General features: G+C 61.9%; 24 protein-coding genes. 20 read left to right on the top strand and 4 right to left on the bottom strand.

Annotation, left to right across the window (positions count from 1 at the left end):
* The first annotated feature begins 77 nt into the window (after positions 1-77).
* From tig to ppk1, 9 genes are all read left to right on the top strand, one after another.
* Positions 78-1430 (top strand): trigger factor, encoded by a 1353-nt coding sequence (gene tig, locus F561_RS0117500; RefSeq protein WP_019011266.1) that lies wholly within the window; start codon positions 78-80, stop codon positions 1428-1430.
* A 303-nt stretch (positions 1431-1733) separates the two neighbouring features.
* Complete coding sequence (locus tag F561_RS0117495) at positions 1734-2798, top strand: beta-ketoacyl-ACP synthase III (RefSeq protein WP_019011265.1); 1065 nt, start codon at positions 1734-1736, stop codon at positions 2796-2798.
* Positions 2798-3724, top strand: coding sequence for an ACP S-malonyltransferase (fabD, locus tag F561_RS0117490; protein WP_040381106.1), 927 nt, complete (start codon positions 2798-2800; stop codon positions 3722-3724). Before F561_RS0117495 ends, fabD begins: the two co-directional genes overlap by 1 nt.
* Complete coding sequence (locus tag F561_RS27320) at positions 3721-4254, top strand: DinB family protein (protein ID WP_019011263.1); 534 nt, start codon at positions 3721-3723, stop codon at positions 4252-4254. Before fabD ends, F561_RS27320 begins: the two co-directional genes overlap by 4 nt.
* A complete protein-coding gene (gene fabG, locus F561_RS0117480) occupies positions 4251-5012 on the top strand; it encodes a 3-oxoacyl-[acyl-carrier-protein] reductase (RefSeq protein ID WP_019011262.1) in 762 nt (253 codons plus the stop codon). The genes F561_RS27320 and fabG overlap by 4 nt, the downstream gene beginning before the upstream one ends.
* A gap of 256 nt (positions 5013-5268) precedes the next feature.
* Positions 5269-5499, top strand: coding sequence for an acyl carrier protein (gene acpP, locus F561_RS0117475; protein ID WP_019011261.1), 231 nt, complete (start codon positions 5269-5271; stop codon positions 5497-5499).
* 169 nt (positions 5500-5668) lie between these two features.
* Positions 5669-6916: a beta-ketoacyl-ACP synthase II gene (gene fabF / locus F561_RS0117470; RefSeq protein ID WP_026299018.1), complete on the top strand. Its 1248-nt coding sequence runs from the start codon at positions 5669-5671 to the stop codon at positions 6914-6916.
* 151 nt (positions 6917-7067) lie between these two features.
* The gene (locus F561_RS0117465) at positions 7068-7385 is read left to right on the top strand and encodes an immunity 53 family protein (protein WP_211214832.1); all 318 of its coding nucleotides are present in this window, start codon (positions 7068-7070) and stop codon (positions 7383-7385) included.
* A 471-nt stretch (positions 7386-7856) separates the two neighbouring features.
* Positions 7857-9878, top strand: coding sequence for a polyphosphate kinase 1 (ppk1, locus tag F561_RS0117460; RefSeq protein ID WP_157451976.1), 2022 nt, complete (start codon positions 7857-7859; stop codon positions 9876-9878).
* 1 nt (position 9879) lies between these two features.
* Here the strand turns inward: ppk1 and F561_RS0117455 are convergent, their stop codons facing one another.
* From F561_RS0117455 to F561_RS0117440, 4 genes are read right to left on the bottom strand one after another with little or no spacing between them, the layout of a single operon-like run.
* The gene (locus F561_RS0117455) at positions 9880-10434 is read right to left on the bottom strand and encodes a nucleotidyltransferase family protein (RefSeq protein ID WP_019011257.1); all 555 of its coding nucleotides are present in this window, start codon (positions 10432-10434) and stop codon (positions 9880-9882) included.
* 10 nt (positions 10435-10444) lie between these two features.
* Entirely contained in the window at positions 10445-11458 is a 1014-nt protein-coding gene (locus F561_RS0117450; RefSeq protein WP_019011256.1) for an ADP-ribosylglycohydrolase family protein, read from the bottom strand.
* Between the two features lie 54 nt (positions 11459-11512).
* Positions 11513-12220 carry a hypothetical protein gene (locus F561_RS0117445; RefSeq protein ID WP_019011255.1) on the bottom strand — a complete coding sequence of 236 codons (708 nt, stop codon included), beginning with the start codon at positions 12218-12220 and terminating at the stop codon, positions 11513-11515.
* Positions 12217-12696, bottom strand: coding sequence for a peroxiredoxin family protein (locus F561_RS0117440; protein WP_019011254.1), 480 nt, complete (start codon positions 12694-12696; stop codon positions 12217-12219). The genes F561_RS0117445 and F561_RS0117440 overlap by 4 nt, the downstream gene beginning before the upstream one ends.
* A 44-nt stretch (positions 12697-12740) precedes the next feature.
* Between F561_RS0117440 and F561_RS0117435 the strand changes: the two genes are divergently transcribed.
* The 11 genes from F561_RS0117435 to tuf all read left to right on the top strand — a co-directional run.
* Positions 12741-13499 (top strand): ABC transporter substrate-binding protein, encoded by a 759-nt coding sequence (locus tag F561_RS0117435; protein WP_019011253.1) that lies wholly within the window; start codon positions 12741-12743, stop codon positions 13497-13499.
* Between the two features lie 183 nt (positions 13500-13682).
* The gene (locus tag F561_RS0117430) at positions 13683-14306 is read left to right on the top strand and encodes a thymidine kinase (protein WP_026299017.1); all 624 of its coding nucleotides are present in this window, start codon (positions 13683-13685) and stop codon (positions 14304-14306) included.
* 226 nt (positions 14307-14532) lie between these two features.
* Complete coding sequence (locus F561_RS0117425) at positions 14533-15645, top strand: GGDEF domain-containing protein (protein ID WP_040381098.1); 1113 nt, start codon at positions 14533-14535, stop codon at positions 15643-15645.
* 317 nt (positions 15646-15962) lie between these two features.
* Positions 15963-17597, top strand: a complete 1635-nt coding sequence (gene pgm / locus F561_RS0117415) for a phosphoglucomutase (alpha-D-glucose-1,6-bisphosphate-dependent) (RefSeq protein WP_019011249.1) — start codon at positions 15963-15965, stop codon at positions 17595-17597.
* 30 nt (positions 17598-17627) lie between these two features.
* Positions 17628-18110 (top strand): hypothetical protein, encoded by a 483-nt coding sequence (locus F561_RS0117410; RefSeq protein WP_019011248.1) that lies wholly within the window; start codon positions 17628-17630, stop codon positions 18108-18110.
* Between the two features lie 465 nt (positions 18111-18575).
* Positions 18576-18995, top strand: coding sequence for a 30S ribosomal protein S12 (rpsL, locus tag F561_RS0117405; protein WP_026299016.1), 420 nt, complete (start codon positions 18576-18578; stop codon positions 18993-18995).
* A gap of 153 nt (positions 18996-19148) precedes the next feature.
* On the top strand, positions 19149-19619 hold the full coding sequence (gene rpsG / locus F561_RS0117400; RefSeq protein ID WP_019011246.1) for a 30S ribosomal protein S7: 471 nt from the start codon (positions 19149-19151) through the stop codon (positions 19617-19619).
* 196 nt (positions 19620-19815) lie between these two features.
* The gene (gene fusA, locus F561_RS0117395; protein ID WP_019011245.1) at positions 19816-21909 is read left to right on the top strand and encodes an elongation factor G; all 2094 of its coding nucleotides are present in this window, start codon (positions 19816-19818) and stop codon (positions 21907-21909) included.
* 98 nt (positions 21910-22007) lie between these two features.
* Positions 22008-22409: a hypothetical protein gene (locus F561_RS0117390; RefSeq protein WP_157451970.1), complete on the top strand. Its 402-nt coding sequence runs from the start codon at positions 22008-22010 to the stop codon at positions 22407-22409.
* An 86-nt stretch (positions 22410-22495) separates the two neighbouring features.
* Entirely contained in the window at positions 22496-22915 is a 420-nt protein-coding gene (locus F561_RS0117385) for a hypothetical protein (protein WP_019011243.1), read from the top strand.
* 635 nt (positions 22916-23550) lie between these two features.
* Positions 23551-24727 (top strand): elongation factor Tu (gene tuf / locus F561_RS25855; RefSeq protein ID WP_019011242.1); only part of this gene is annotated, 1177 nt, incomplete at its 3' end.

The following is a 24727-nucleotide window of genomic DNA, read 5'->3' as shown; positions in this document are numbered from 1 at the left end:
CGGCAGAATCACACACAACGAGGGTGCCGGGCCGCCCCCACACGGGGCCGCGTGTCCGGTGCCAAGACGGGAGACGTATGGCAGAGCTGATCAGCAGAGAAGGCAACAAAGTGGAGTTTAAGGTCACGGTTCCCGCCGCCGAGGTCAACCGCGCTTATGAACAGGTGTGGGCGGGCCTTGCCCGTGACGTGCGCGTTCCTGGCTTTCGCCCCGGCAAGGCCCCCCGCAAGGTGCTTGAAGGCCGCGTCGGGAAAGGCTACGTGGAGCAGGAAGTCCGTGACCGGCTTCTTCAGGTTCACTACCCCCAGGGCGCACGTGACCTGAAATTGAACCTCGTAGACGCCACCATCGACCCCGCAGACGTGGTCAGTGGGCAGGCATTCGACTTTACCGTGAAGGGCGAAACCTACCCCGCCGTCACGCTGGGCGACTGGAAAGCCGCGCAGATGACGGCCACCTCGCCCGAAATCACCGATGAAGTGCTGGGCCGCACGCTGGCCGACCTTCAGGAGCGCAACGCCACCTTTGAAAGCGTAGACCGCGCCATCGAAGCCACCGATCAGGTGACCATCGAGGAGCAGGGCGAAGAAGGCGGCACCTACCCCGTGTACCTCGACGTGGCCGAAGCGCACGTGCGCGAAGCCCTGTTGGGCAAGCACAAGGGCGACACCGTAGAAATCACGGTTCCTGCCCACCAGCACGGCGACCACGAGCACGCCGAGCACACCGTAACGGTGATTGTGCAGGACGTGAAAACCAAGCAACTTCAGGAACTGGATGACGCTTTTGCCGCCAGCCTGAACTTCGACAGCCTGGACCGTCTGCGTACCGACCTGCAAGCCGAGTTGGAGCGCCGCGCCCAGCAGGAAGGCGACACCGCCCGCCGCGAGGAGTTCATCAACCACCTCGTCGAAGGCATGACCGTGGAGATTCCCCGCGCATTGCTGGACACCCGCCGCGAAAGCATGATGGCCGAAATCAAGGATGATTTGAGCCGTCAGGGTGTGCAGTGGGGCGAGTACGAGAGCTTTATGCAGGAGCAGGGCAAGCTCGACGAGTTCATGGCCGACCTCGCCAAGAACGCCGAGACCCGCGTGCGCCGTGATCTGGCGCTGGAGCAACTGGCCGAAGACCTGAAAGTGCAGGTCAGCGACGCCGAGTTCAACCAGACCATGAACGCGCTGGCACAGGCCAACAACATGACCGCCCAGCAACTCCGTACCCAGCTCGGGCCAAACGGCCTGAACAACTACTACGCCTCGCTGCTGCGTGAAAAAGGTCTGCAGGCGGCCATCGCTGGCCTGACGGCTCCTGCACAGGCCGACGCCGAGGCTGCCCAGTCTGATGAAGCTCAGGCCGATGCTCCTGAAGCCGAAGCCGCTCAGGCTGAAGAGACTCAGGCCGAAGGCGAAAGCCAGAACGCCGAGTAATCCAGCTTCGGCATCTACTCTGTGCGGCAAGAGCTGATCAGGGGAAACATCCAAAGAAGAAGGCTCGTCCTGTGTGGCGGGCCTTCTTCTTTGGATGTTTCAGAAGCATGTTGCCTGAGCAGAATTGGCGTTCTTCCCCTCTTTCCTCGTGGTGAGAATCAATATGCACAGGATTCTGTTTAATTCCGTATCAGACGCCCTTTCGGCAGCTCATACCTGCCCCACCTCCCAACCATTTTGAACCCTGTTCAGACTCCCTAAAATTGATTGAACGTCCGTTCAAAGAATGCTACCGTATGAGGCATGACCGCCCCCAACTCTGCCCGCCCCAGCATCGGCATTACTGCCCTCGGCTCGTTTGCGCCCGCTCGCGTGGTCAAAAATGAGGAATTCGAGGCGCGGATGGATACCACCGCCGAGTGGATCGAATCGCGCACCGGGATCAGGGAACGCCGCTTCTCTGCGCCCGATGAATTCACCTCGGATGTGGGGTTGGGCGCGGTACGTGACCTGCTGGCCCGCGACCCGGACGGCCTGAAAGACGTGGATATGGTGATCTGCGCCACCGCCAGCCCAGATGCCATGTTTCCTTCCACGGCGGCGCTGATTGCCGGACAGGTGGGCCTTGCGGGTGCGGGCGCGTTTGACTTGTCCACAGCATGCAGTGGATTCGTATATGGGCTGGGCATGGCGCGGGGGCTGATTCAGGGCGGTACAGCCCGCCGGGTGCTGGTGATCGGCGCGGAAACCATCACCAAAATCGTGGATCAGGAGGACCGCAACACCGCCATCCTGTTTGGCGACGGTGCGGGCGCGGTGGTGGTCGGCCCCGTGCCGGAGGGCTACGGCTTTCAGGATTTTGTACTGGGCGCAGACAGTGCGGGCGGCAGCAGCCTCTATTCCCGCTTCCTGGCCCACCAACTTCCCGGCGGTTTTCCGATGGGCAAATGGACAGGCATGAATGGCCGCGAAGTCTTCAAATTTGCCGTGCGCGTTCTGGGTGACAGCGGCGCAGAAGTGCTTGCCAAAAGCGGTGTGAAGAGTGCTGACGTGGACTGGGTGGTTCCTCATCAGGCCAATGTGCGGATCATCGAGGCCGCCGCGCAGCGCTTTGGCGTGCCCATGAGCAAGATGGTGATGAACCTTGACCGCTACGGCAACACCTCCAGCGCCACCGTGCCCCTTGCCATGAAGGAAGCCGTGGACGACGGGCGCGTGAAAGACGGCCAGCAAATTCTGCTGGTGGCCTTTGGCGGCGGCCTGAGCTGGGCGGCGGCCACCCTGAAATGGTGGAGCGGTGCGCCGAGCGTGCAGGCCCGTGGCTGGGCAGGGCGGCCAGAGGCGCAACCCGAGGCGGTGTCGGTATGATGCCCAGAAGAGCTGCACCCAGAATAGCGGCCCTGTTCCCCGGTCAGGGATCGCATTCGGTGGGCATGGGGGCCGACCTGACCGCTGCCTACGCCCCCGCCGAAGCGGTGTACGCCCAGGCTGAAGCCACCCTGCCGGGGCTGCGTGCCCTGATCGAAACAGGCCCGTCCGAAGACCTGACCCTGACGGCCAACCAACAGCCCGCACTGGTGGCGGCGTCGGTGGCAGCGTACCGGGCGTGGGTCGCGCAGACCGGATTGACCCCTGCTTTTGGCGCGGGCCACAGCCTCGGTGAGTATTCGGCGTTGGTGGCGGCTGGAGCGCTGAGCCTGCCGGACGCCCTGCGCCTGACCCGCGAACGGGGCGAGCGAATGCAGCAGGCCGTGCCTGTGGGCGTGGGGGCCATGAGCGCCGTGATGGGCGACCCCGCCGCCGTGCTGGAAGTCTGCGCGGCCAGTTCGGGCATTGTGCAGCCTGCCAACTTCAATGCGCCCACCCAGACCGTCATCTCGGGCGAAAAGAGTGCCGTGGACGCCGCCAGCGCCGAACTGAAGGCACGCGGTCTGAAGGTCATTCCCCTGAAGGTCAGTGCCCCGTTTCACTGTGCGCTGATGCAGCCCGCCGCCGCTGGCTTGGCCCCCGCCCTCAGCGATACGCCATTTGCGCCGCTGGCCTTTCCGGTGTACGCCAACGTGACCGCCGAAGCCGGGGCCGCGCCCGCCGCCCTCCCCGAACTGCTGACCGCCCAGATTACCGGCAGCGTGCGCTGGGTCGAAACCATCCGGGCACTGGCCGACGCGGGCGCAGAAGTCTTTATCGAATTTGGCCCCGGCAGTGTCCTGACCGGATTGGTCAAGCGCATCCTGCCCGATGCCCGCACCATCAACGTGGGTACGGCGGCGCAACTCGAAGCCTTTCAGCTATGAGCGAGCCGTTTTCTCAGGCCGAGATTGTGGCGGCTCTGGCTGAGACTCGGGAACAGGTGGGCGCATTCTTCGCGGGCCTTTCCCCCGAGCAATTCACGCACGGCAACGCCGAAACGTGGTCGCCTGCCCATCATCTGCACCACCTGACCGTTTCCAATGCCCCGGTGGGAATGGCGCTGGGTCTGCCCCGTGACCGCCTGCCCGCCCGCGCCGCCTCGCAGCCTTCCCGCTCCTACGCCGAGATTCAGGCCCTGTACCGGGAAACGCTTGCCACAGGCGTCAAAGCCTCAGGCCGATTTCTGCCCGATCCGCAGGGCACACAGGCCGAATTGGTGGCCGAATACCAGCAAACGCTGGACACCTTGCAGGCCCGCTTGCAGGATTGGGCCAACGCCGATCTGGACGCCTACACGCTGGCCCATCCGGTGCTCGGCCCGCTCAGCGTGCGGGAAATGCTGTTGTTTACGCTGTACCACAACGCGCACCATCTGGCGGGCGTGCAAAATAGAACTCAAATGGAGAACGCATGACCGACCAGCCCAGCCCTCAACCCAGAAAAGTCGCCCTCGTGACCGGCAGCAGCCGGGGCCTGGGGCGCGCGATGGCCCTGCAACTGGCCGCCGCAGGCTTTGATGTCGCCATCCACTACGGGCGCAACGCCGCCGAAGCCGAGAAGGTGGCCGAGACCGCCCGTGCCCACGGCGTCGCCGCGCAGGTCTTCGGGGCCGACCTGACCACTCCCGCCAATGCCGGAGCTTTGGTCGAACATGTGATCGCCGCGTTTGGCCGCCTCGATGTGCTGGTCAACAATGCAGGAATTACCCGCGATACGCTGGCCGTTCGCATGAAAGATGAAGACTGGCAGGCCGTGCTGGACACCAACCTGACGAGTGCGTTTACGGCCAGCCGCGCCGCCCTGAAACACATGATGCGTGCCCGCACAGGCCGGATCATCAACATTGCCAGCGTGGTGGGCCTGATGGGCAACCCCGGACAGGCCAACTACGTTGCCAGCAAAGCTGGACTGATCGGCCTGACCAAAGCCCTTGCCAAGGAATACGGCGGGCGCGGCATCACCGTGAATGCGGTGGCCCCCGGCTTCATCGAGAGCGATATGACGGCGGCCCTGCCAGAAGCGACCCGCACCGCCTATCTGGGCGGCATTCCCCTGGCCCGCTTCGGTCAGCCTGAAGAGGTGGCGGCGGTAGTAGCCTTCCTCGCCAGCGACGCCGCTGCCTACATCACCGCGCAGGTGATCGGCGTAGACGGCGGGCTGTACCCGCACTGATGTGGATTCCGATTGAAAGCCGCACATTTTGGCTTTCAATCCGAGCAGAGCGAGTAGCAACGAGTACGGGCTACGCGATATGGACGCGCAATCGGTGACGTTCCGGGTGTGTGGAAATTGAGCGGAGTCCGTATGAGTGGGGAAAAATAGCCCGACGGCCCCACCTGCTTGCCCTTGAACCCCGTTCAGAAAAGCTTACCCTGCGCCGCCCCGCGTGTAGACTGGCGCAGACTTCAATCTAGGGAGGTATTTGACTATGGCAACTTTTGATGACGTAAAAGAAGTAATCGTGGAGAAACTCGGCGTAGACGCGGAAAAGGTAACCCCTGAAGCGCGTTTCGTAGAAGACCTGGGTGCAGACAGCCTCGAGACCGTGGAACTGATCATGGGTCTGGAAGACAAGTTCGGCGTGACCATCAGCGATGAAGATGCCGAAAGCATCCGCACCGTGCAGGCCGCCGTTTCCTTTATCGAGGGCAAGCAGTAAACAGGCCATCAGCCTTTCAGACCGTGGGTTAATCTGGGAGGCAACGGGCAGGGCGGGCGCGGTGAGAACCGTTTCCCGCCCGCTGTTGTAGTGCAGGCTCTGTTGGGTGTAGGGACTTGGGAAATACAGGCTGGGGGCTGGGCTGGCCCCCGATTTCGGAGGGAACAGCATGGCAATTACAGGCTTAAAACGGGTGGTTATTACGGGATTGGGGCCAGTGACGCCCATCGGATTGGGCGCGGCAGCCTACGCCGAGGCGCAGCGGGCGGGTAAAAGCGGAATTGCGGCCATCACACACTTCGATACGTCCAGCACGGCCAGCAAAATTGCAGGCGAGGTCAATGAGAGCTTGGACGCTTACATTGACCCCCGCGAGGCCCGCAAGATGGACCGGTATGTTCAGTTGGCGCTGGCAGCGGCAGATCTGGCTGTGGCCGACAGCGGCCTGAGTGCCGAGGAACTGCGCGGCGAACGCACCGGAACCCTGCTGGGCAGCGGCATCGGCGGCGTCAAAACCTTTGAAGACCAGTCGCGGGTCCTCGTGGAACGCGGCGCAGGCCGAATCAGCCCCATGTTTATCCCGATGATGATTGCCAACATGGCTTCCGGGCATGTGTCCATGCGGTTCGGGGTCACGGGGCCAAGCAGCACGGTGGTCACGGCCTGTGCCACCGGAACCGGAGCCATTGGCGACGCGGCCCGCTACATCCAGCTCGGTCTGGCCGACGTGATGATCGCGGGCGGTTCGGAAGCGGCCATCACACCCATCGCCATCGGCGGATTTTCCAACATGAAGGCGCTCAGTACCCGCAACGATGACCCCCAGACCGCCAGCCGTCCTTTTGCAGCGGGCCGTGACGGATTCGTGCTGGGCGAAGGCGCGGGCGTGGTCATTCTGGAAGAGTATGAGAAGGCCAAAGCACGCGGAGCCACCATCTACGCCGAAGTCGTGGGCTACGGCACCAGCGCCGACGCGCATCACATCACCATGCCTGCCCCCGAGGGACGCGGCGCACAGGTCGCCATGCGGATGGCCCTCGCCACAGCGGGCGTCAACCCCGATCAGGTGGGCTACATCAACGCGCACGGCACCAGCACGCACTTCAACGACCTGCACGAAACGCAGGGCATCAAGGCCGTGTTTGGCGATCATGCCCACAAGTTGGCCGTATCGTCCACCAAATCCATGACCGGGCACCTGCTGGGCGCGGCGGGAGCCATCGAAGCCATTGCCGTAGCACAGGCCCTGCGTGACGGCATCTTGCCCCCCACCATCAACCTCGCGGGTGATGAAGACCCAGCACTGGACCTGGACTACATCCCCGAAGGCGCACGGGAAACGCAGGTGGAATACGCCCTCAGCAACTCGTTTGCCTTCGGCGGCCAGAACGCGGCGCTGCTGCTCCGGCGGGTGTAGAGGTTAGAAAGGACGTATAGAGTTAGGAAAGGGGGCGGCAAGGGTGGGTGTTGCCGCCCTTTCTTTTCTATATGGGAGCGATTGGTGATGATGAGTAAGTCAGCGAGGTTTTTAGCGGTTCTGAATCCACATGACCATACGAGAGTGCCTGATGAATACTGAAGATACAGATTACCTGTCGCGTTGGTTTGCCAAAAACTGTGATGGAGACTGGGAGCATCAACAGGGGATCAAAATTCAAACCACTGATAATCCCGGCTGGCATATTCAAGTTGATTTATATGACACAGAGTTTGAAGGCATTTCTTTCCCAGTTTATTCTGTTGGTGACATCGATACAGACGGATTTGGAGTCAGGTGTGAAGACTTCAAATTCAACGCGTTCGGCGGAGCAAGATCACTTCCTCAACTCCTTGCTCTATTCAGAAAATTTGTAGAAAGTGGTGGTAAAAACCCACTGTTGGATTGATTGTTTGGTGGTTAATTTATTTCTTATACAATCAATGCTCTCAGGGCTGGAATACTGCCCAACCTGACGAACCATTTATCTTTCTCCGCGTAGACGGCTCTTTTTAGCCTGCTGCGCGTTTTTTCATCCTCCCTCTGGTACGCTCAGCACACGCGACTGACGCCGTGTTGACGCGGCTGTGTTCTATTGGGCTTGTATTGAGTTACACCTGTACTGCGTGCGGCGTGCTGTGCCACAAGGTGCGCCGACCACCGAGGAGAGAGAACTGTGTCCGCCGATTCTGCGACTGCCGCTGCGCCCACCAACAACCCTGCCACCGCGCCCACCGATAAGACTGCGGCCCCGACAGCCGATGCGCCCGCGGCCGTGCCTGAGCAGCGAGGCCGCCGCAAAAGTCCCGGCAAGGCAGCAGGTAAAAAGGTCGCCAAGGCCGCAGCCGCGCCCGACACACTGACTCCTGCCATCCGCACCATGTCCACGGTGGCAAACGCCGACAGCCCGTTTCTGAACCGCGAGTTGTCTTGGTTGGCCTTCAATGAGCGCGTTCTCTCGGAAGCCCGCGACAGGCGCAATCCGCCGCTGGAGCGCCTGAAATACGCGGCCATCTGCGGCAGCAACCTCGATGAATTTTTTATGGTGCGCGTGGCGGGCGTGCATCGCCAGATCGCGGCGGGCGTGCAGACTCCCGGACCCGATGGATTGTCTCCGCGTGAGACGCTGGATATCGTGCGTGACCGGACGCATACCATGTTGCGCGAGATAGAGAAGGCGGCCCGCAAAACCCTGCGTGATCTGGCGGCCGAGGGCGTGCGGCTGGTGCGGGTGCCCGATCTGGGCAAGCGGGCGCGGGCGCAACTGCGAGAGCATTACCTCTCCGAAATCCAGCCCGTGCTGACGCCGCTGGTGGTCGATCCCAGCCATCCCTTTCCTTACCTCAGCAACCTGAGCCTGAATCTGGCCGTGCTGCTGGACGCCGGAGAGGGCGAAGACCCCGATTTTGCCCGCGTGAAGATTCCGGTGGGCGTGCTGCCGCGCATCGTGCCTGTTGGTGACTCGCTGCTGCTGCTGGAAGACGTGATCGCCGCCCATATCGGTGAGCTGTTCAAGGGCCGGAATGTGCTGGCCGCGCACGTGTTCCGCGTGACCCGCAACACCGATTACGAGTTCGAGGAAGAGGAAGCCGAGGACCTGCTGGCAACCATCGAAGACGGCCTGCGCCGCCGCCGGTTCGGGTCTGCGGTGCGTCTGGAAATGATGCGCGAGACGCCCGCCGAGATCATCACCTTTTTGCAGGAGCGGCTGCGGCTGGATCACAAAGACATTTTTATGCTGGAAGGCCCGCTGGGAACCGCCGACCTGATGGGCCTGCCCGTCAAGCGCCCCGACCTGGCCTTCCCCGACTTCGTGGCTGCCGTGCCCGATCTCGACGGCGACGAGGAAGGCGGCATGTTCGACACCATCCGCCGGGGCGACGTGGTGCTGCACCATCCTTACGACAGCTTTTCCAACGTGCTGAACTTTCTGGAAGAAGCCTCGCGTGATCCGCAGGTGTTGGCGATCAAGCAGACCCTCTACCGCACGGGCGACGACCCCCGGTTGCTGGGCGCACTGCGAACCGCTGCCGAAAACGGCAAACAGGTGGTGGCCCTGATCGAACTCAAGGCCCGCTTCGACGAGCAGCGCAATATCAGTTGGGCACGCAAGCTGGAGCGTGCGGGGGCGCATGTGGTGTACGGCATGGCGGGCCTCAAGACCCACGCCAAAGTGACCATGATCGTGCGGCGCGAGGAAGGCGGGTTGCGGCGTTACGTGCATGTGGGCACCGGAAACTACAACCCCAAGACCGCCCGCCTGTATACCGATCTGAGCCTGCTGAGTGCCGACCCGAATCTGGGGGCCGATATTGCCGAACTGTTCAACCACCTCACCGGGTACGCCGAGGCGGAATACACCCACCTGCTGGTGGCCCCCGACACCGCCCGCAGCGGATTTGAGATGCTGCTGGACCGCGAGGCCGACCACGCCCGCGCTGGACATGAAGCCTGGGCACGCATCAAGGTCAACCAACTGACCGACCCCGGCATGATCGAGGCGCTTTACCGGGCGGCGGGCGCAGGCGTGCGGATAGAACTGATCTTGCGCGGCGTGTGCTGCCTGCGTCCGGGCCTGCCGGGTCTGTCGGAAACCATTCGCGTTCGCAGTCTGCTGGGGCGCTATCTGGAACACGCCCGCATCTACGCTTTTGGCAACGCGGGTCAGCCTGAGGTGTATTTCGGCAGTGCCGACTGGATGAGCCGCAATCTGGACCGCCGCGTCGAAGTCATTGCGCCCGTGCTGGACGATACTCACCGCGATCAGTTTTTGCGCATCCTGAACACCGAATGGGCCGACACACGCGGCTCCTGGGAACTGCGCGAGGACGGCCAGTACGAAAAACTACGCGGAGATTTCAGCGCCCAGCAGAGCTTTGCCGATTCGCGTCATCCGGGCTGATTCATTCGGCTTCCCGTAACCAGGGCCAACGCTGGCGGTAATCGTCGGCTTTGGCCGCGTACAGTTCAGGAGTGTGGTTCAGGGCATTGCACCGCAGCACACCCGCTGAGAGGTCGTGCAGGCCGTAAGGCGCATACAGGTTGCCCCACGCGTCCACGCCCACACAGGTGCATTCCACCAGAAATTGCAGCACACCGTCGCGGGCACTGCCCAGAGGCGGGCGCGACAGGCCGTATTTTTCTCTGAACCAGAGGTGGACACGGGCCTGATTTCGGACCTCGATCCGCACGCCGAGGTCGCCCAACAGGTCGGCTGCGCGGCGAATCACGGCGTCCTCAGCCCCGTAACTGGTGTCTGGGTGCCAATAGAACAGGTCGTAATCGCGGATACCCGCCTGCGGTGCCTGTCCACTCTGCACATTCCACACCGTCTGGAACATGGCCCCGGCGACCAGATGAACCTGCGGCGCGAACGGTTCGAGCTGTGGCAGGCGCTTCAGAATGGCCGCATTGACCGGATTGAGCTTCACAAGGTCAAGGAATTCGGGTTCAGTCATGCGCTGCCCCTTACCCCACCAATTCCCCGAACCGCTCCACACAACTCCACTCCCTCTGCCAGCCTGCCCACGAATGGCCCAGTCGCAAGGGGGGCAGCAGATGGGGCGGCACCTCCAGCCCCCGCGCCCCGACAATCGCGCCCACCACGCAGGCCACCGTGTCGCTGTCGTTGCCCAGCAGCACGGCGGGTTCCACGCAGGCCTGCCAGGATTCGGCGCGGGCATGGGCCACTGCCGCTTGCAGGGTATCCAGCACGTAGCCGCTCTGGGAGTGGATTTTTCCTGCCAGGCCGTCGCGCACGCGGGCACGAACCTGGGTGCGGGCGTCGCGGTCCTGGGCATGAAAGGTGGCGTTGGCTTCCATGCCGTTGACCGTGAAGATGTCCCGGTCCAGCAGCACAGCGCGGGCGTCTATGCTGTCCATCACCTTCAGGGCCAGTTCTGCTGCGTTGGTGTACTCGGTTCTAGCGTGCAGCGCTTCCAGAAAGGCCGTCAAAAACACGCTGGCGTGTACGCAGCGCGGGTCGGTGTGGGTCAGGGCCGTGACCGCCGCTGATTCGTGGGCCAACGCCTTGCCGCCGTCTTTATCCACACTGCATCCAGCAATCCAGACCGCTGCGATTCTCATCAGGCCGCCGTTGCCCGCACTCTGAAAGTTGCTGCCTGCCCAGGCGCGTGCGCCGCCGTCCAAGGCTTTGCTGTGTAGCGCGTCACGGGTCAGGTTGCCCACATCGGGCGGCCCGGTGGCAATCCAGTCTTGCAGGCCCGCCAGCACGCCTTCCAGCCCCGTTCCTCTGGCATATCCCAGCAGGGTCGCGGCCACCATCTGGCTGTCGTCGGTGGCCTCGCCGGGGGCAAAGCCGAACACACTGCCCGGCTGATAATCGGGAAAAGTCTGGCCGTAGCGGGAGCGGATCGCGTCGGGCGTTTTGAATTCAGTGGCCGCACCCAGTGCGTCGGCGGCACTCAGCGAAAGCAGGGTATGCAGGCGGGCAGGCCGGGTGGAAGTTGAAGGCGGGGTCACGCGGTCATTCTCTCCCGCTTCTGCCTGCGGCGTGGTCTGAATCGAGCCACAGTCTCAATCTAACCAAGGAAAACCCCAGGGGTCGGCCTCGCAGCGGGCGTCAATGGTGTCGGCGTGGTGAGTCCGCACAGCCAAAGGAAAGTCGGCGGGAGACAGCGGCACGCGCAGCACGGGACGCACTGGGTTGGGGTTGATCCATTGCGGCTCTTGCACTTCGCCCACGCCGGGCCACACGTAAGGCGGTATCTGCTCAAAGCCCCCCGGTGGCAAGACATAGACGCTGCCGGGCCTGAGCAGCGCCCTGCCGTCTGTCGGCTGCACTCTCGGCTGCACTTCGCCGCCCCGGTCATGCGGAGCCAGCGATAAAAAGTAGCGCACCGTAGACCACTGGCCTGTTTCCCCGCGCCGTTGCAGGGCCATATTCAGCATCCGCTTGACCCGAGTTTTGTCGCGTAGGGCGTACATCAGCGCCCACAGGCCATCCGAGCTGGCAAATACACCCGTGCGCCCGCTGAAAGGGTCGCCGCTCAGATCATGGGGAGTACGGGCCTCGAACGTCTGAATATCGGCGCGGGGAGAACCGTGCAGCAGCCAGCCTTCACGCGCCAGCCATTCCAGAAACAACCAGCGGGGCACACCCGGCGGCAAAAGAGTCAGGTCGCGGGTCTGAAAAGCTGTCTGGAAGGCGTCCAGTGCCGATGCGGGCAGCTTCACACGCGGCGCTTCCAGCATCCAGCGCTCTATTCCCGGTGCCTGCGTCATCTCGCCGCTCCCTGTTGTCCCTGCACCTCTTCTTCCAGCAAATACCACAGCCGCGTTTGGGCGTTGTCCTGACTGCCGTAGACGCTCCTGATCAGTTCTCCGCCCGCTGCGAATGCCAAGGTATGAGGTGTGCCCTCCGTCTGCCACGCACGGGCCACCTCGCCGCTCAGGTCCAGCGCCACCGGAAAAGGCAGGCGGGCAAAGTGCTGGGCAAAACGAATCAGCGTGGGTTCTACGTCGGCCCGCTCCAGCAGGCGGTGGCCGAGGCTGGTGTGCAGCGCCAGTATCTCCGCCCGTTCTCCAAATTCGGCGTGCAGGCGCTTCAGAAAGGGAATCCCGCGAGAGACGCAGCCCGGACATTCCAGATTGAAAGTCATGACCACACCGGGCCGGGTCCACTGGGCGGGCGGCGGCACAGGCCCCCCATGCACAAAATCGCTGGGCGCGGGCCAGGGCAGGGGGGCGGGGATGTCCATGTGGGTAGCGTACCGCCTACCTGCGCGGTGCTTATGCTGGAGGAATGAAACCCGCCTTGCTGCTGTCGGCTCTCCTGCTTTCCTCTTCTGCCGTGGCGACCACCGTCGCGCAGGTCAAGGCCAAAGGTGTGCTGGTGCTGGGCACCGATCCCACCTTCAATCCTTTTGAATTCAAGGGGCCAGACGGCCAGTTTCAGGGCTTCGACATCGATATTGCCCGCGCCGTGGCCCGCGATCTGGGCGTCAAGCTGGAGATCCGGGCGGTGGGATTCGGGGCGCTGATGCCGCAGTCGGTCACGTCTGGGCGCGTGGATATGGCGATGAGTGCCATTACGATCACCGCCGAGCGGGCCAAAGTCGTCAGCTTCAGCCAGCCTTACTACCGCAGTGCACAGGTATTTATCGTGCGTGGCGGCAATCCCGGCAAGTTCGCCTGGCCCGCCGACGTGAAGGGCAAGACCATCGGCGTGCAGGCCAATACCACCGGGCAATACGTGGCAGGCGACGTGCTGAAGCCCAAGGGCGCAGTCCTGAAGGTCTACGACGACTTTGCCGCTGGTCTGGCCGATGTGCGTGCAGGCCGAATCGCCGCCCTGATCGGAGACGCCCCCACCGTGACCGACCTGCAAAAGCGCCTGCCGGGGCAATTTGCACAGGCCGGAGCCGCCCTCGCCGCTGAGGATTACGGTATCGCCTTTGCCAAAAACAGCGATCTGGCTGCCGCCGCCAACCGCACCCTCACCAAAATGAAAGCCAACGGGGAATATCAGAAATTGCTGAACAAGTGGATCGTGCAGAAGTGAAAAAACGGTAAGTGGGTAGTGGTCAGTGGTGAGTGGGAAGGTCAAAAGCGGGTAGAGAAGGGGTTACGTGCTTTGGTTTTTTCGACAACCCACAGCCCACAGCCGATAACCCATCCGCGCTTTTCCCACGTTCCACAATCCACCTCCCACTCACCGCGCAAAGCGCCCCCTATACTTGGCCGCGTGCTCAAGTCCCCCTATCACGGCGGCCACCTAGAGGTCATTGTCGGCCCCATGTTCAGCGGCAAAAGCGAGGAACTGATTCGCCGCGTCACGCGGGCGGTGATCGCGCGGCAGCGGGTCAGGGTCTTCAAGCCTCTGCTGGATGACCGTTACCACCTGTCGGCAGTGGCAAGCCATGCGGGGCGTACCGTCGATGCTGTGGCCGTGCGCGATGCGGCGGGCATTCGCAGCAATCTGGCGTTGGACGGCGGCAGCGAGGCGACTCTTCTGGGCCTGCCCGGTGGCGTGCTGCCCGATGTGGTGGGCATAGACGAGGTGCAGTTTTTTGGAACCGATCTCGTGCCATTGGCGCTGGAATTGGCAGATCAGGGCGTGCGGGTCATTCTGGCCGGACTGGACCTCGATTTCCGCGCCGAACCCTTTGGCCCCATGCCCGAACTTCTGGCCCGTGCCGAAAGTGTGGAGAAACTGACGGCCATCTGCACGGTCTGCGGCGCTCCGGCGACCCGTTCTCAGCGCCTGATCGGAGACCGTCCGGCCCGTTTCGATGATCCCGTTGTGCTGGTGGGGGCACAGGAGAGCTATGAAGCCCGCTGCCGGGTTCACCATGAGGTAGCAAGTTAGGGAAGTGTCGCTACGAAGATTGCAGTCTGGCTTCTCTGAGTGGCATCATTTGCCATCTTTTATTTGTGGGGCTTTATCTGTGCAGTACTCTATGTAAAAGCGGCACGTCATAAGTTGTCTGGTTGTAGAATTGCTTAAGGTAACTTCATACTACACTCGAGGCCTCTTTGAATCAGTTTCTCAGCTGCTGCCGGACTCTGCCCCGCCCCATTCTGAGAGGTGGCCTGTGAAATCGTCTCGCGTGCTTCCCGCTTCCGAAGGCGAACGCTGGACATTGACACAGCGCCGGATGTTCATGGTACTGACGCTGCTGGGCACGCTGGGTGTGGGAGCGGCGCTCTGGGTTCAGGCCCCCAATTTCGATCCTCTGGACAGGGTGGCCTTGCCGCTGCTGGCCCTGCTACTGATCTGCCTCGATCTGAGCCTGACTCTGCACCGCATCAGCCTGCGCCTGGCCTTCCGCATGATTTACATCGCGACCTCCGCCTACTTTTTGTTGGCCCTGAATCAGCAGTTCCGGGTATTCGTCCCGGTGTACAACGCCCTGAGTGAAAACACGTACTGGTTCGCGGTGTTGTACGCCTCCGCCTTCCTGACCTTTCCGGCCCGCCGCGCCGTGTGGGTGGCGGGAGGCCTGTTCGGCCTGTCGGCCCTGATCTGTGGGGTGCACCTGTACCAACTGTTGTTGAACGGGCCAAATCCGCGTCTGGTAGGAGCGGTGGCCCAGTACCTTTTGGGGGGCGGCGTGATGGTCGCCGTTCAGGCCACCTTCAGCTTTCAGCGCACGCAATTGCTGGCCGCACGTGCCGCCGCCTATACCGACGCGCTCACCGGGTTAGCCAACCGCCGTGCCGCCGAGGAGCATCTGGCCGCCCTGTATGCCCGCAGGGAGCCTTTCACCCTGGTCCTGTTCGACCTTGATCACTTCAAGTCTGTGAATGATCAGCACGGGCACGCTACGGGCGACCTCGTGCTCAAAGGCGTCTCGAAGGCGGCCAGTAGCCATTTGCCCCCAGATGGTTTGGCTGCCCGGTGGGGGGGCGAGGAGTTTTTGTTGGTGCTGCCCCCGCTGCCCGCCTTGCAGGTGCGGGCCATGCTGGACCTGCTGCGTGCCCAACTGCATGAACAACGCTACGGCGCAGTCGGCGGCCTGACCGCCAGTTTCGGAGTTGCCACCGCCCGACCCGGTGACCATCCCGACGACATTCTGACCCGCGCCGACGCCGCCATGTACGTTGCCAAACGGCAGGGCCGCAACGACGTAAGAATGGCCGAGTTGCGCCGCACGCAGTTGGGAAGTCCTCCATCGCCGACGGGAAACCATCGCCCAGATGCCTGAATTTTGGAGCACCCGGCAGAAACACGGGTAGGATTTATAGCCCAAGGTTCATAGGGCAGCTTTACTTCTGAATGAGCCACTCCCGGAGGAGGCTCTAACGCAGTACGCCTGCCCAGACCAGCAGCAGCCACAGCACCACCGGAATAGCCAGTGAACCGACAATCAGCTTGAGCAGTCGCCACCAGTCGTTCAAAAATTCCCGCATGTCTGTAGCGTAACAGGGGAGGGGCAGGGGGTTTTGCGGGGTGCGTTACGCTGTATAGCGCAGATTGATTTCTTCACAAAGCCCAGCAAGGTTTCCTGTCTTAAACTGACGCATGACCCTCAGTGAGCTGGCTGGCCGTACAGCCCCGCAATCCCTGCTGACCAACATTCCGCGTCTGGTGGCGCACTATTACGAGACCCGCCCAGACGTGTCCAATCCCCTCCAGCGCGTAGCGTTCGGCACCAGCGGGCACCGGGGCACCAGCACCAACGGCTCATTCAACGAGGCGCATATTCTGGCCGTCACGCAGGCGGTGGCCGAGCACCGCGCCTCTGCGGGCATCACGGGACCGCTGTTTATGGGCCTCGATACCCATGCCCTCAGCGAACCCGCCTGGATCACGGCGCTTCAGGTCCTGGTCGCCAATGGCGTGCGGGTGTGCGTGCAGCCCGGAGTCTTTACGCCCACGCCCCTGATCAGTCACGCCATCCTGGGCCACAACCGCGCCGGAGGCAGCAATTTGGCCGACGGCATCGTGATCACGCCCAGCCACAATCCTCCCCAGGACGGCGGATTCAAGTACAACCCCCCTTCCGGCGGCCCCGCCGATACCGATGTGACGGGTGTGGTGCAGGCCCGCGCCAATGCCATTCTGGAAAACGGGCTGCGCGACGTGAAACGCGTGACCCTGGCCGAGGCGATGGAAGCCCTCGAAACCTTCGATTTCATCACGCCCTACGTGGATCAGTTGCCCGAAGTCGTGGATCTGGACGCCATCCGTCACAGCGGCGTTCGCATCGGCGTCGATCCGCTGGGTGGCAGCAGCCTGCCCGTCTGGGAAGCGATTCAGGCGCAGTACAACCTGAACCTCAAGATCGTCAATGAAGTGGTCGACCCGCGTTTTGCCTTTATGAGCGTAGACCGCGACGGCAAAATCAGAATGGACTGCTCCAGCCCCTACGCGATGGCGAGCCTGCTGCGCCTCAAAGATGATTTCGATGTCGCCATCGGCAACGACCCCGACGCAGACCGTCACGGCATCGTCACAGCTTCGGGGTTGCTGAACCCCAACCATTATCTGGCCGTCATGATCGAATATCTGTTCCAGAATCGCCCCGGCTGGCGGCCAGAGGCGGGCATCGGCAAAACGCTGGTCTCCAGTGCCCTGATAGACCGCGTGGCAGCGGGCATCGGGCGGCGTTTGGTCGAAGTTCCGGTGGGCTTCAAATACTTCGTGGAGGGATTGCTGGACGGCTCGCTGGGCTTCGGCGGCGAGGAATCGGCGGGCGCGAGCTTCCTGCGAATGAACGGCGGCGCGTGGAGCACCGACAAGGATGGCCTGATTCCAGGACTGCTGGCCGCCGAGATGACCGCCAAAACCGGACAGACGCCGGGAGAGCGTTTTGTGGCCCTCACCGAGCGCTACGGCGCAACCGCCTATGACCGTCAGGATGCCCCCGCCAACGCTGCACAGAAGAAGATTCTGGGCAGTCTGTCGCCCGAACAGGTCACGGCCACCACGCTGGGCGGCGACCCGATCACGGGCAAGCTGACCCGCGCCCCCGGCAACGGGGCAGGCATCGGCGGCCTGAAAGTCACCACCGATCAGGCCTGGTTCGCGGCCCGTCCCAGCGGCACCGAGGACGTGTATAAGATCTACGCCGAATCCTTCCGGGGCGCAGACCACCTGCAAACGGTGATGGAAGAAGCCCGCGAGGTGGTATCGGCAGCGCTGGGATCGGTGTGATCTTTGGGTCAGTATGATACAGGGATCGGTATGACCAGAACAGACAGGCTGAACGTGAATCCAGACCTCGCCGCGCACACCATCATTACTCGCGAGGAAATTACGGACGTGGAGTTCGACTGGTTCGCCGCAGACGAGGCGGGCCATGTCGCCCAGTTTCTCGCGGCAGGCGATCCCACCGTTCCCGCCGCCGCCCTCGCCTCCGAGGAACTGCTGGAAACTCTGCACGTCTGGATCGACGTTCGCCCCGAAAACGAGGAACCCAACGCGCCTGCTGGCGGTTTCGACGAACACCTGACGCCGCCCCAACGTCGGGGAGCCTACGTCTATGACCATATTCCGGGGGAGGTGGGCCTTTACCGTCTGGTGGCCGCGCCCCGCACGCCCTTCACCGTGGCCGAATTGCCCGACTCTTTGCAGGCGTATTTAGCGGGCCTGAAGCTGGATGTACGCTTCGGTGCGGCGCGGATTTGGGTAGATGAAGAGGGGAAAGCGGGGGAATCGGCGGGGTAGAGAGAGGAAGATGACCTGAGAAACTAGGCTGTAATTACGGATTCCGATTGAACACCGAAAAGCACGGTGTTTAATCCGAGCAGAGCGAGTGGGAAAAGATATGGATTCCTGGAGATGGATGAACAGGCAGTGGGGTTCCGACTCTACGGGAATCGTACGGAATCCGTATAATCTCGACAGCACTGGATGTCTTGCGTCCCTACCTCTTTCCGCGCTATGCTACTTCGGTTGAAAACTGCCCCGGTACAGGGTTGCACCGGTGGGTTTCTCGGCACGCGCGGTTTAGGAATGTTTGGCCCTGCAAGGAGGCCGATGCTGAAGGCTTTTCCGAGCCAGCGGCCCGCTTAAATACGCGCAGATCACCTCAGGCTTGACTGCCAACCCGAACCTGCCCCCAGGAGTGGGCGGGACCCGACGCACGCAATCTCAGACGTTTCATTTGGCTCTACAGAGGAGTGATTTACCCTGCCTACCACCCAGCAACTGCTTCGTAAGGGGCGCACCGCGCTTCAGAAGAAGAGCAAAGTTCCTGCCCTCAAAGGCAGCCCCTTCCGCCGTGGCGTTTGCACGGTCGTTAAGACCACGACGCCCAAAAAGCCCAACTCGGCGCTTCGTAAAATCGCCCGTGTCCGCCTCAGCAGCCAGTTTGAAGTGACGGCGTACATCCCCGGCGAAGGCCACAACCTTCAGGAACACAGCGTCGTCTTGATTCGCGGCGGTCGTGTGAAGGACTTGCCCGGTGTGCGTTATCACATCGTGCGCGGTAGCCTCGACACCCAGGGCGTGAAGGACCGCAACAAGAGCCGCTCCAAGTACGGCACCAAGAAGCCCAAAGCGGGAGCGGCTGGCAAGGGCGCACCTGCCACCGGCGGCAAGAAGAAGTAAATCCGGCGCGGTGTAGCAGCGCTGGGGCAACCTCGGCGCTCCACCGACTGGATTCCGTCCCCCTCTGGTATGGCCCAAGCGGGCTAGAGGTGAGGCCAATGCATCAGTTCCAATCTCAGTTTGCCTGATTACAGGCGTTTTTAAGGAGTCAACATGGCACGTCGCCGCCAAGCAGAAGTGCGCCCCATCCAGCCCGACCTGGTGTATCAGGACGTGTTGGTCAGCGCCATCATCAACCGCATCATGGAAGACGGCAAGAAGAACCTTGCCAGCCGCATCTTCTACGGGGCCTGCCGCCTCGTTCAGGAGCGTACCGGTCAGGAGCCTCTGAAAGTCTTCAAGCAGGCGTTTGACAACATCAAGCCCCGCGTCGAAGTTCGTAGCCGCCGCGTGGGTGGCAGCACCTATCAGGTGCCCGTCGAAGTCAGCGTACGCCGTCAGCAGAGCCTGACCCTCCGCTGGATGATCAGCGCCGTGGATGGTCGCCCCGAGCGCACCGCCATCGAGCGCCTCGCCGGTGAAATCATGGACGCCGCACAGGGCCGTGGCGGAGCCATCAAGAAGAAAGACGACATCGAGCGCATGGCAGAAGCCAACCGCGCCTACGCGCACTACCGCTGGTAAGACCACCCCACCCTTGCGCCGCTGCGAGGCGGCCCAAATGGGGAAGAAGATGGACAGCGGCGCATCAGCCTCGCTGTCCCATCTTTTTTTGCTGAAATTCTTATCGCCAGTTAGTTCGGGCTAGACCTGGATCAACCCAGAATTGTGTCAACACTGCGGTGACGAGACGCGTTGCCCATCAGAATCAGGGAGTCATATGACCACCAAATCCCAGACCTACCTTAACCACTTCCGCAATATTGGGATTGCCGCGCACATCGATGCAGGCAAAACCACCACCACCGAGCGCATCCTGTACTACACCGGACGCACGCACAACATCGGCGAAGTGCACGACGGCGCAGCCACGATGGACTGGATGGAGCAGGAGCGCGAGCGCGGCATCACCATCACCGCCGCCGCCACCACCGCCAAGTGGAAGCACAGCGCCACGGGCGAAGAGTACACCGTCAACATCATCGACACGCCCGGACACGTGGACTTCACCATCGAAGTCGAGCGTTCCATGCGCGTGCTCGACGGCGCAGTTGCCGTGTTCGACTCCTCTCAGGGCGTCGAGCCTCAGTCCGAAACCGTCTGGCGTCAGGCTGACCGTTACGGCGTGCCCCGCATCGCGTTTTCCAACAAGATGGACAAGACCGGCGCAAGCTTTGAACTCGTGTTGAGCGACATCAAAGAGCGTCTGGGTGCCATTCCTGCGCCTATCCAGTACCCCATGGGTCAGGAAAGCGACTTCAAGGGAATCATCGACCTCGTTCGCCAGCGTGCCCACACCTACACCAACGACCTCGGCACCGACATCACCGAATCCGACATCCCCGAGCAGTACATGGATAAGGTTCGCGAGATGCGTGCTCAGTTGATCGAGGCTGCCGCCGAAGTCGACGAAGACGTGATGATGAAGTTCCTCGAAGGTGAAGAACCCACCGTCGAAGAAATGGTCAAGGCCATCCGCAAGGGCACCATCGAAAAGCGCATCTTCCCTGTGTTGTGCGGAAGCGCTCTGAAGAACAAGGGCGTACAGCTCCTCCTCGACGCCGTGGTGGATTACCTGCCCAGCCCGCTGGAAGTTCCCGCCATCAAGGGCAAGCTCGAAGACAGCGAAGAGACCGTCGAGTTCCCCGCTGACCCTGACGGCAAGCTGGCCGCGCTGGCGTTCAAGATCATGGCCGACCCCTACGTGGGTCGCCTGACCTTCGTGCGCATCTACTCGGGCACCATGCAGTCGGGCAGCTACGTGTACAACGCCACCAAGGAAAAGCGTGACCGCGTGGGCCGTCTGCTGCGTATGCACGCCAACAGCCGCGAAGAAGTGACCGAGTTGCGTGCAGGCGAACTCGGCGCAGTGATCGGCCTGAAGGACGCCGGAACGGGCAACACCCTGATCGGTGACGGCGATGACCGCGTGCTGCTGGAAAGCATCGACGTGCCGGAGCCTGTGATCAAGCTGGCCATCGAACCCAAGACCAAAGCCGACCAGGAAAAAATGGGCATTGGCCTTCAGAAGCTGGCCGAAGAAGATCCCACCTTCCGCGTGGAATCCGATCAGGAAAGCGGCCAGACCACCATCTCGGGCATGGGCGAGCTTCACCTCGAAATCCTCGTTGATCGCCTGAAGCGCGAGTACAAAGTGGATGCCAACGTGGGCGCACCTCAGGTCGCCTACCGCGAAACGATCACCCGCGCCGTAGATGTGGAAGGCAAGTTCGTCCGTCAGTCGGGTGGACGCGGCCAGTTCGGTCACGTCAAGATCAAGGCCGAGCCGCTGGAACCCGGCGCGGGCTTTATCTTCGAGAACGCCGTCGTGGGCGGCACCGTGCCCCGCGAGTTCGTGAACCCTGCTCAGAAGGGCATCGAAGAAGCCATGCAGAGCGGCCCCATGTTGGGCTTCCCCGTCGTGGACATGAAAGTCAGCCTGTACGACGGCTCCTACCACGAAGTGGACTCCTCCGAAATGGCGTTTAAGATCGCCGGATCGATGGCCCTCAAGGAAGCCGTTCAGAAGGGCGCACCTGCCCTCCTCGAGCCGATCATGCGCGTCGAAGTGACCGTGCCTGACGACTACATGGGCGACATCATCGGCGACCTCAACAGCCGCCGTGGTCAGATTCAGGGCATGGAAGCCCGTGGCAACGCGCAGATCGTTCGCGCCTTCGTGCCCCTCAGCGAAATGTTCGGCTACGCCACCGACATGCGTTCCATGACGCAGGGCCGCGCCAGCTACTCCATGTTCTTCGATCACTACAGCCAGGTGCCCAATAACATCGCTCAACAGTTGATGAAGAAGTAAGCACACAGCTTTAGCAATTTCCAATGGCCCCTGCCTTCACTGGTGGGGGCCTTTGATTTGTTCTCAATCATGTTGTTTCTCCATGTTACTTTGATGCCATGAAGCCGCAAAAACTGTCCTGGGTTACTACACCACTCTTGATCATGTTTATCTTGCAGTTATTGGGCCTGCTTCTCCTGCCTTTTCTGGCTCCCTTCGTCAATACAATTCTCGGTGCTGCGGCCACCGACCCAACGAATGGGATCACGTCCGATCAACTGGGAATCCTGAGGATATTCACGGGCGCGACCCTCTGGGTCAGTTTCATCTTCGCGGCGGCTTGGGCGGTATTCGTATTCTTTACGTACCGGGCAGTGGGGCAGGGGAGAGGCTGGGCCAGAATTGCGGCCATCGTGATCGCCATTTTGGGATTGCTCAATTTCCCTGTTGGCACCATTCTGGGCATTTTTATCCTGATCGGCGCATTCGATCCTGAAGTGCAGCGTTTCGCCAGTCGCTAGACCGTTTTGCCCTGTAGCCGCTCACTGTTCGTTTCGGGCAGGGCGGCCTTCTTCTTGCTGCTCCTTAATGGGCTAGGCTGGAAGAGATGAGTTTGCCTACGCCCCCGCCCACCATTGCCCGTCCTGCACGGCTGACCTTCGTGACCACGCCGCTGCTGATTGGTCTGATCTACAACGCGATTTCACTTCTGACGCTGCCCTTTTCCGGCGACACCATCAATGACACGGTGCGCCAGATGGAAAGCATGTTGGGTTCCACGGTCGCGCCCATGTCGCCCGAGCTGATTACCACCGTGCTGTGGGTTTCCTTCTTCATCACGTCTGCCATCGTGCTGCTGCTGTATTTCACCCGCCGCGCTCTGCTGGAAGGCCGAAGCTGGGGCCGCGTCTCCAGCATCGTCATCGGCGTGCTGAGTCTGCTGCTGTTTCCCATCGGCACCGTATTGGGCGTCTTTATGCTGATCGGCGCATTTGACAAAGAAGTGCAGGCCTACGCCAGCAAGTAAGGACAACGTTGGTTTGGAGATGACGCCTACGCTGCCGTGTGGCTTGCCCAGAAGCAGCAAAATTACGCCGACCTGTAGGCTGGAGCGGCAGGGGCAAACGCTCCGGCTCTCTTCTGATACCTAGATAGTCTCCCTGTCGAACCATGACGTGTTTGACACGAGGCCACCCGTGACCTGTACCGCCGCCGTGTAAGAGAGGTTCTGTATAGCCTGTCAGCTCGTCTTTCGGCGTGGGTCTCTGCGCGAACTTCAGTGCCTGCTGACCCGCAGGAACGCGGCGGAAGCTGGAGCACTTCTGATCGTTGCCACAGGTTTGACTCTGTTTGACGGTTGATTCGAGCGCCCACCAGCTGAGCGTCCTCCCTGATCTGGCAGCTCTCCTCAACACCAAATGAAGTGGGCCTTGAACCCTGAGCATTTTTTAGGTAGAATTTTTAGTCGGTGCGCCGTGAGCTTTCGCGGGTAATTTCTTCCGCGCGGTTCCGGTGCAGCGTGCCAGCATGGTGGGACACTGCCCTGGCGAGAATCAACCCAATGTGGGAACACACCACCCGAACCCTGCGGTATGCGCGGGGGAGACCCGATCAAAGGGCCGGTTTTGCGTGTGAATCCACCTCTTGGAGGGAGTACAGATCATGGCAAAGGGAACGTTTGAGCGCACGAAGCCCCACGTGAACGTGGGCACGATTGGACACGTTGACCACGGCAAAACCACCCTGACGGCGGCGATCACCTTCACCGCCGCATCGGCTGATCCGAGCATCGAAACCCAGCGCTACGATCAGATCGACAAGGCCCCCGAAGAAAAGGCCCGTGGCATCACCATCAACACCGCCCACGTCGAGTACAACACCGCGGCCCGTCACTACAGCCACGTCGACTGCCCCGGCCACGCCGACTACGTCAAAAACATGATCACCGGTGCAGCCCAGATGGACGGCGCCATCCTGGTCGTCTCCTCCGCTGACGGCCCCATGCCCCAGACCCGCGAGCACATCCTGCTCGCCAAGCAGGTCGGCGTGCCCCACATCGTCGTGTTCATGAACAAAGTCGACATGGTCGATGACGAAGAGTTGCTCGAACTCGTCGAAATGGAAGTGCGCGAGCTGCTCTCCAAGTACGAGTTCCCCGGCGACGACCTGCCCGTGATCAAGGGCAGCGCTCTGCAGGCCCTCGACGCCCTGGTCGCCGATCCCAAGATGGCCCGCGGCACCAACAAGTGGGTCGACTACATCTGGGAACTGCTGGACGCTGTCGATAGCTACATCCCCACCCCCGAGCGCGACACCGACAAGACCTTCCTGATGCCCGTCGAAGACGTGTTCACCATCACCGGACGTGGCACCGTGGCGACCGGCCGTGTGGAACGCGGAATCGTCAAGGTGCAGGACGATGTGGAAATCATCGGTCTGCGCGACACCAAGAAGACCACCGTGACGGGAATCGAAATGCACCGCAAGTTGCTGGATTCGGGCATGGCGGGCGACAACGTGGGCGTGCTGCTGCGTGGCGTGGCGCGTGACGATGTCGAGCGTGGTCAGGTGCTGGCCAAGCCCGGCAGCATCAAGCCGCACACCAAGTTCGAAGCGAGCGTGTACATCCTGTCCAAGGACGAGGGTGGACGTCATAGCGCGTTCTTCGGGGGCTACCGTCCTCAGTTCTACTTCCGCACGACGGACGTGACGGGCGTGGTGGAACTGGCCGAAGGCGTGGAAATGGTGATGCCCGGCGATAACGTGACGTTTGTGGTCGAGCTGATCAAGCCCATCGCCATGGAAGAAGGCCTGCGCTTCGCCATCCGCGAAGGTGGCC

It is taken from the genome of Deinococcus aquatilis DSM 23025, from assembly GCF_000378445.1.
GTDB lineage: Bacteria > Deinococcota > Deinococci > Deinococcales > Deinococcaceae > Deinococcus > Deinococcus aquatilis.
Note: the sequence above shows the minus strand (reverse complement) of the source record. Positions and strands in the feature narration are given on the sequence as shown.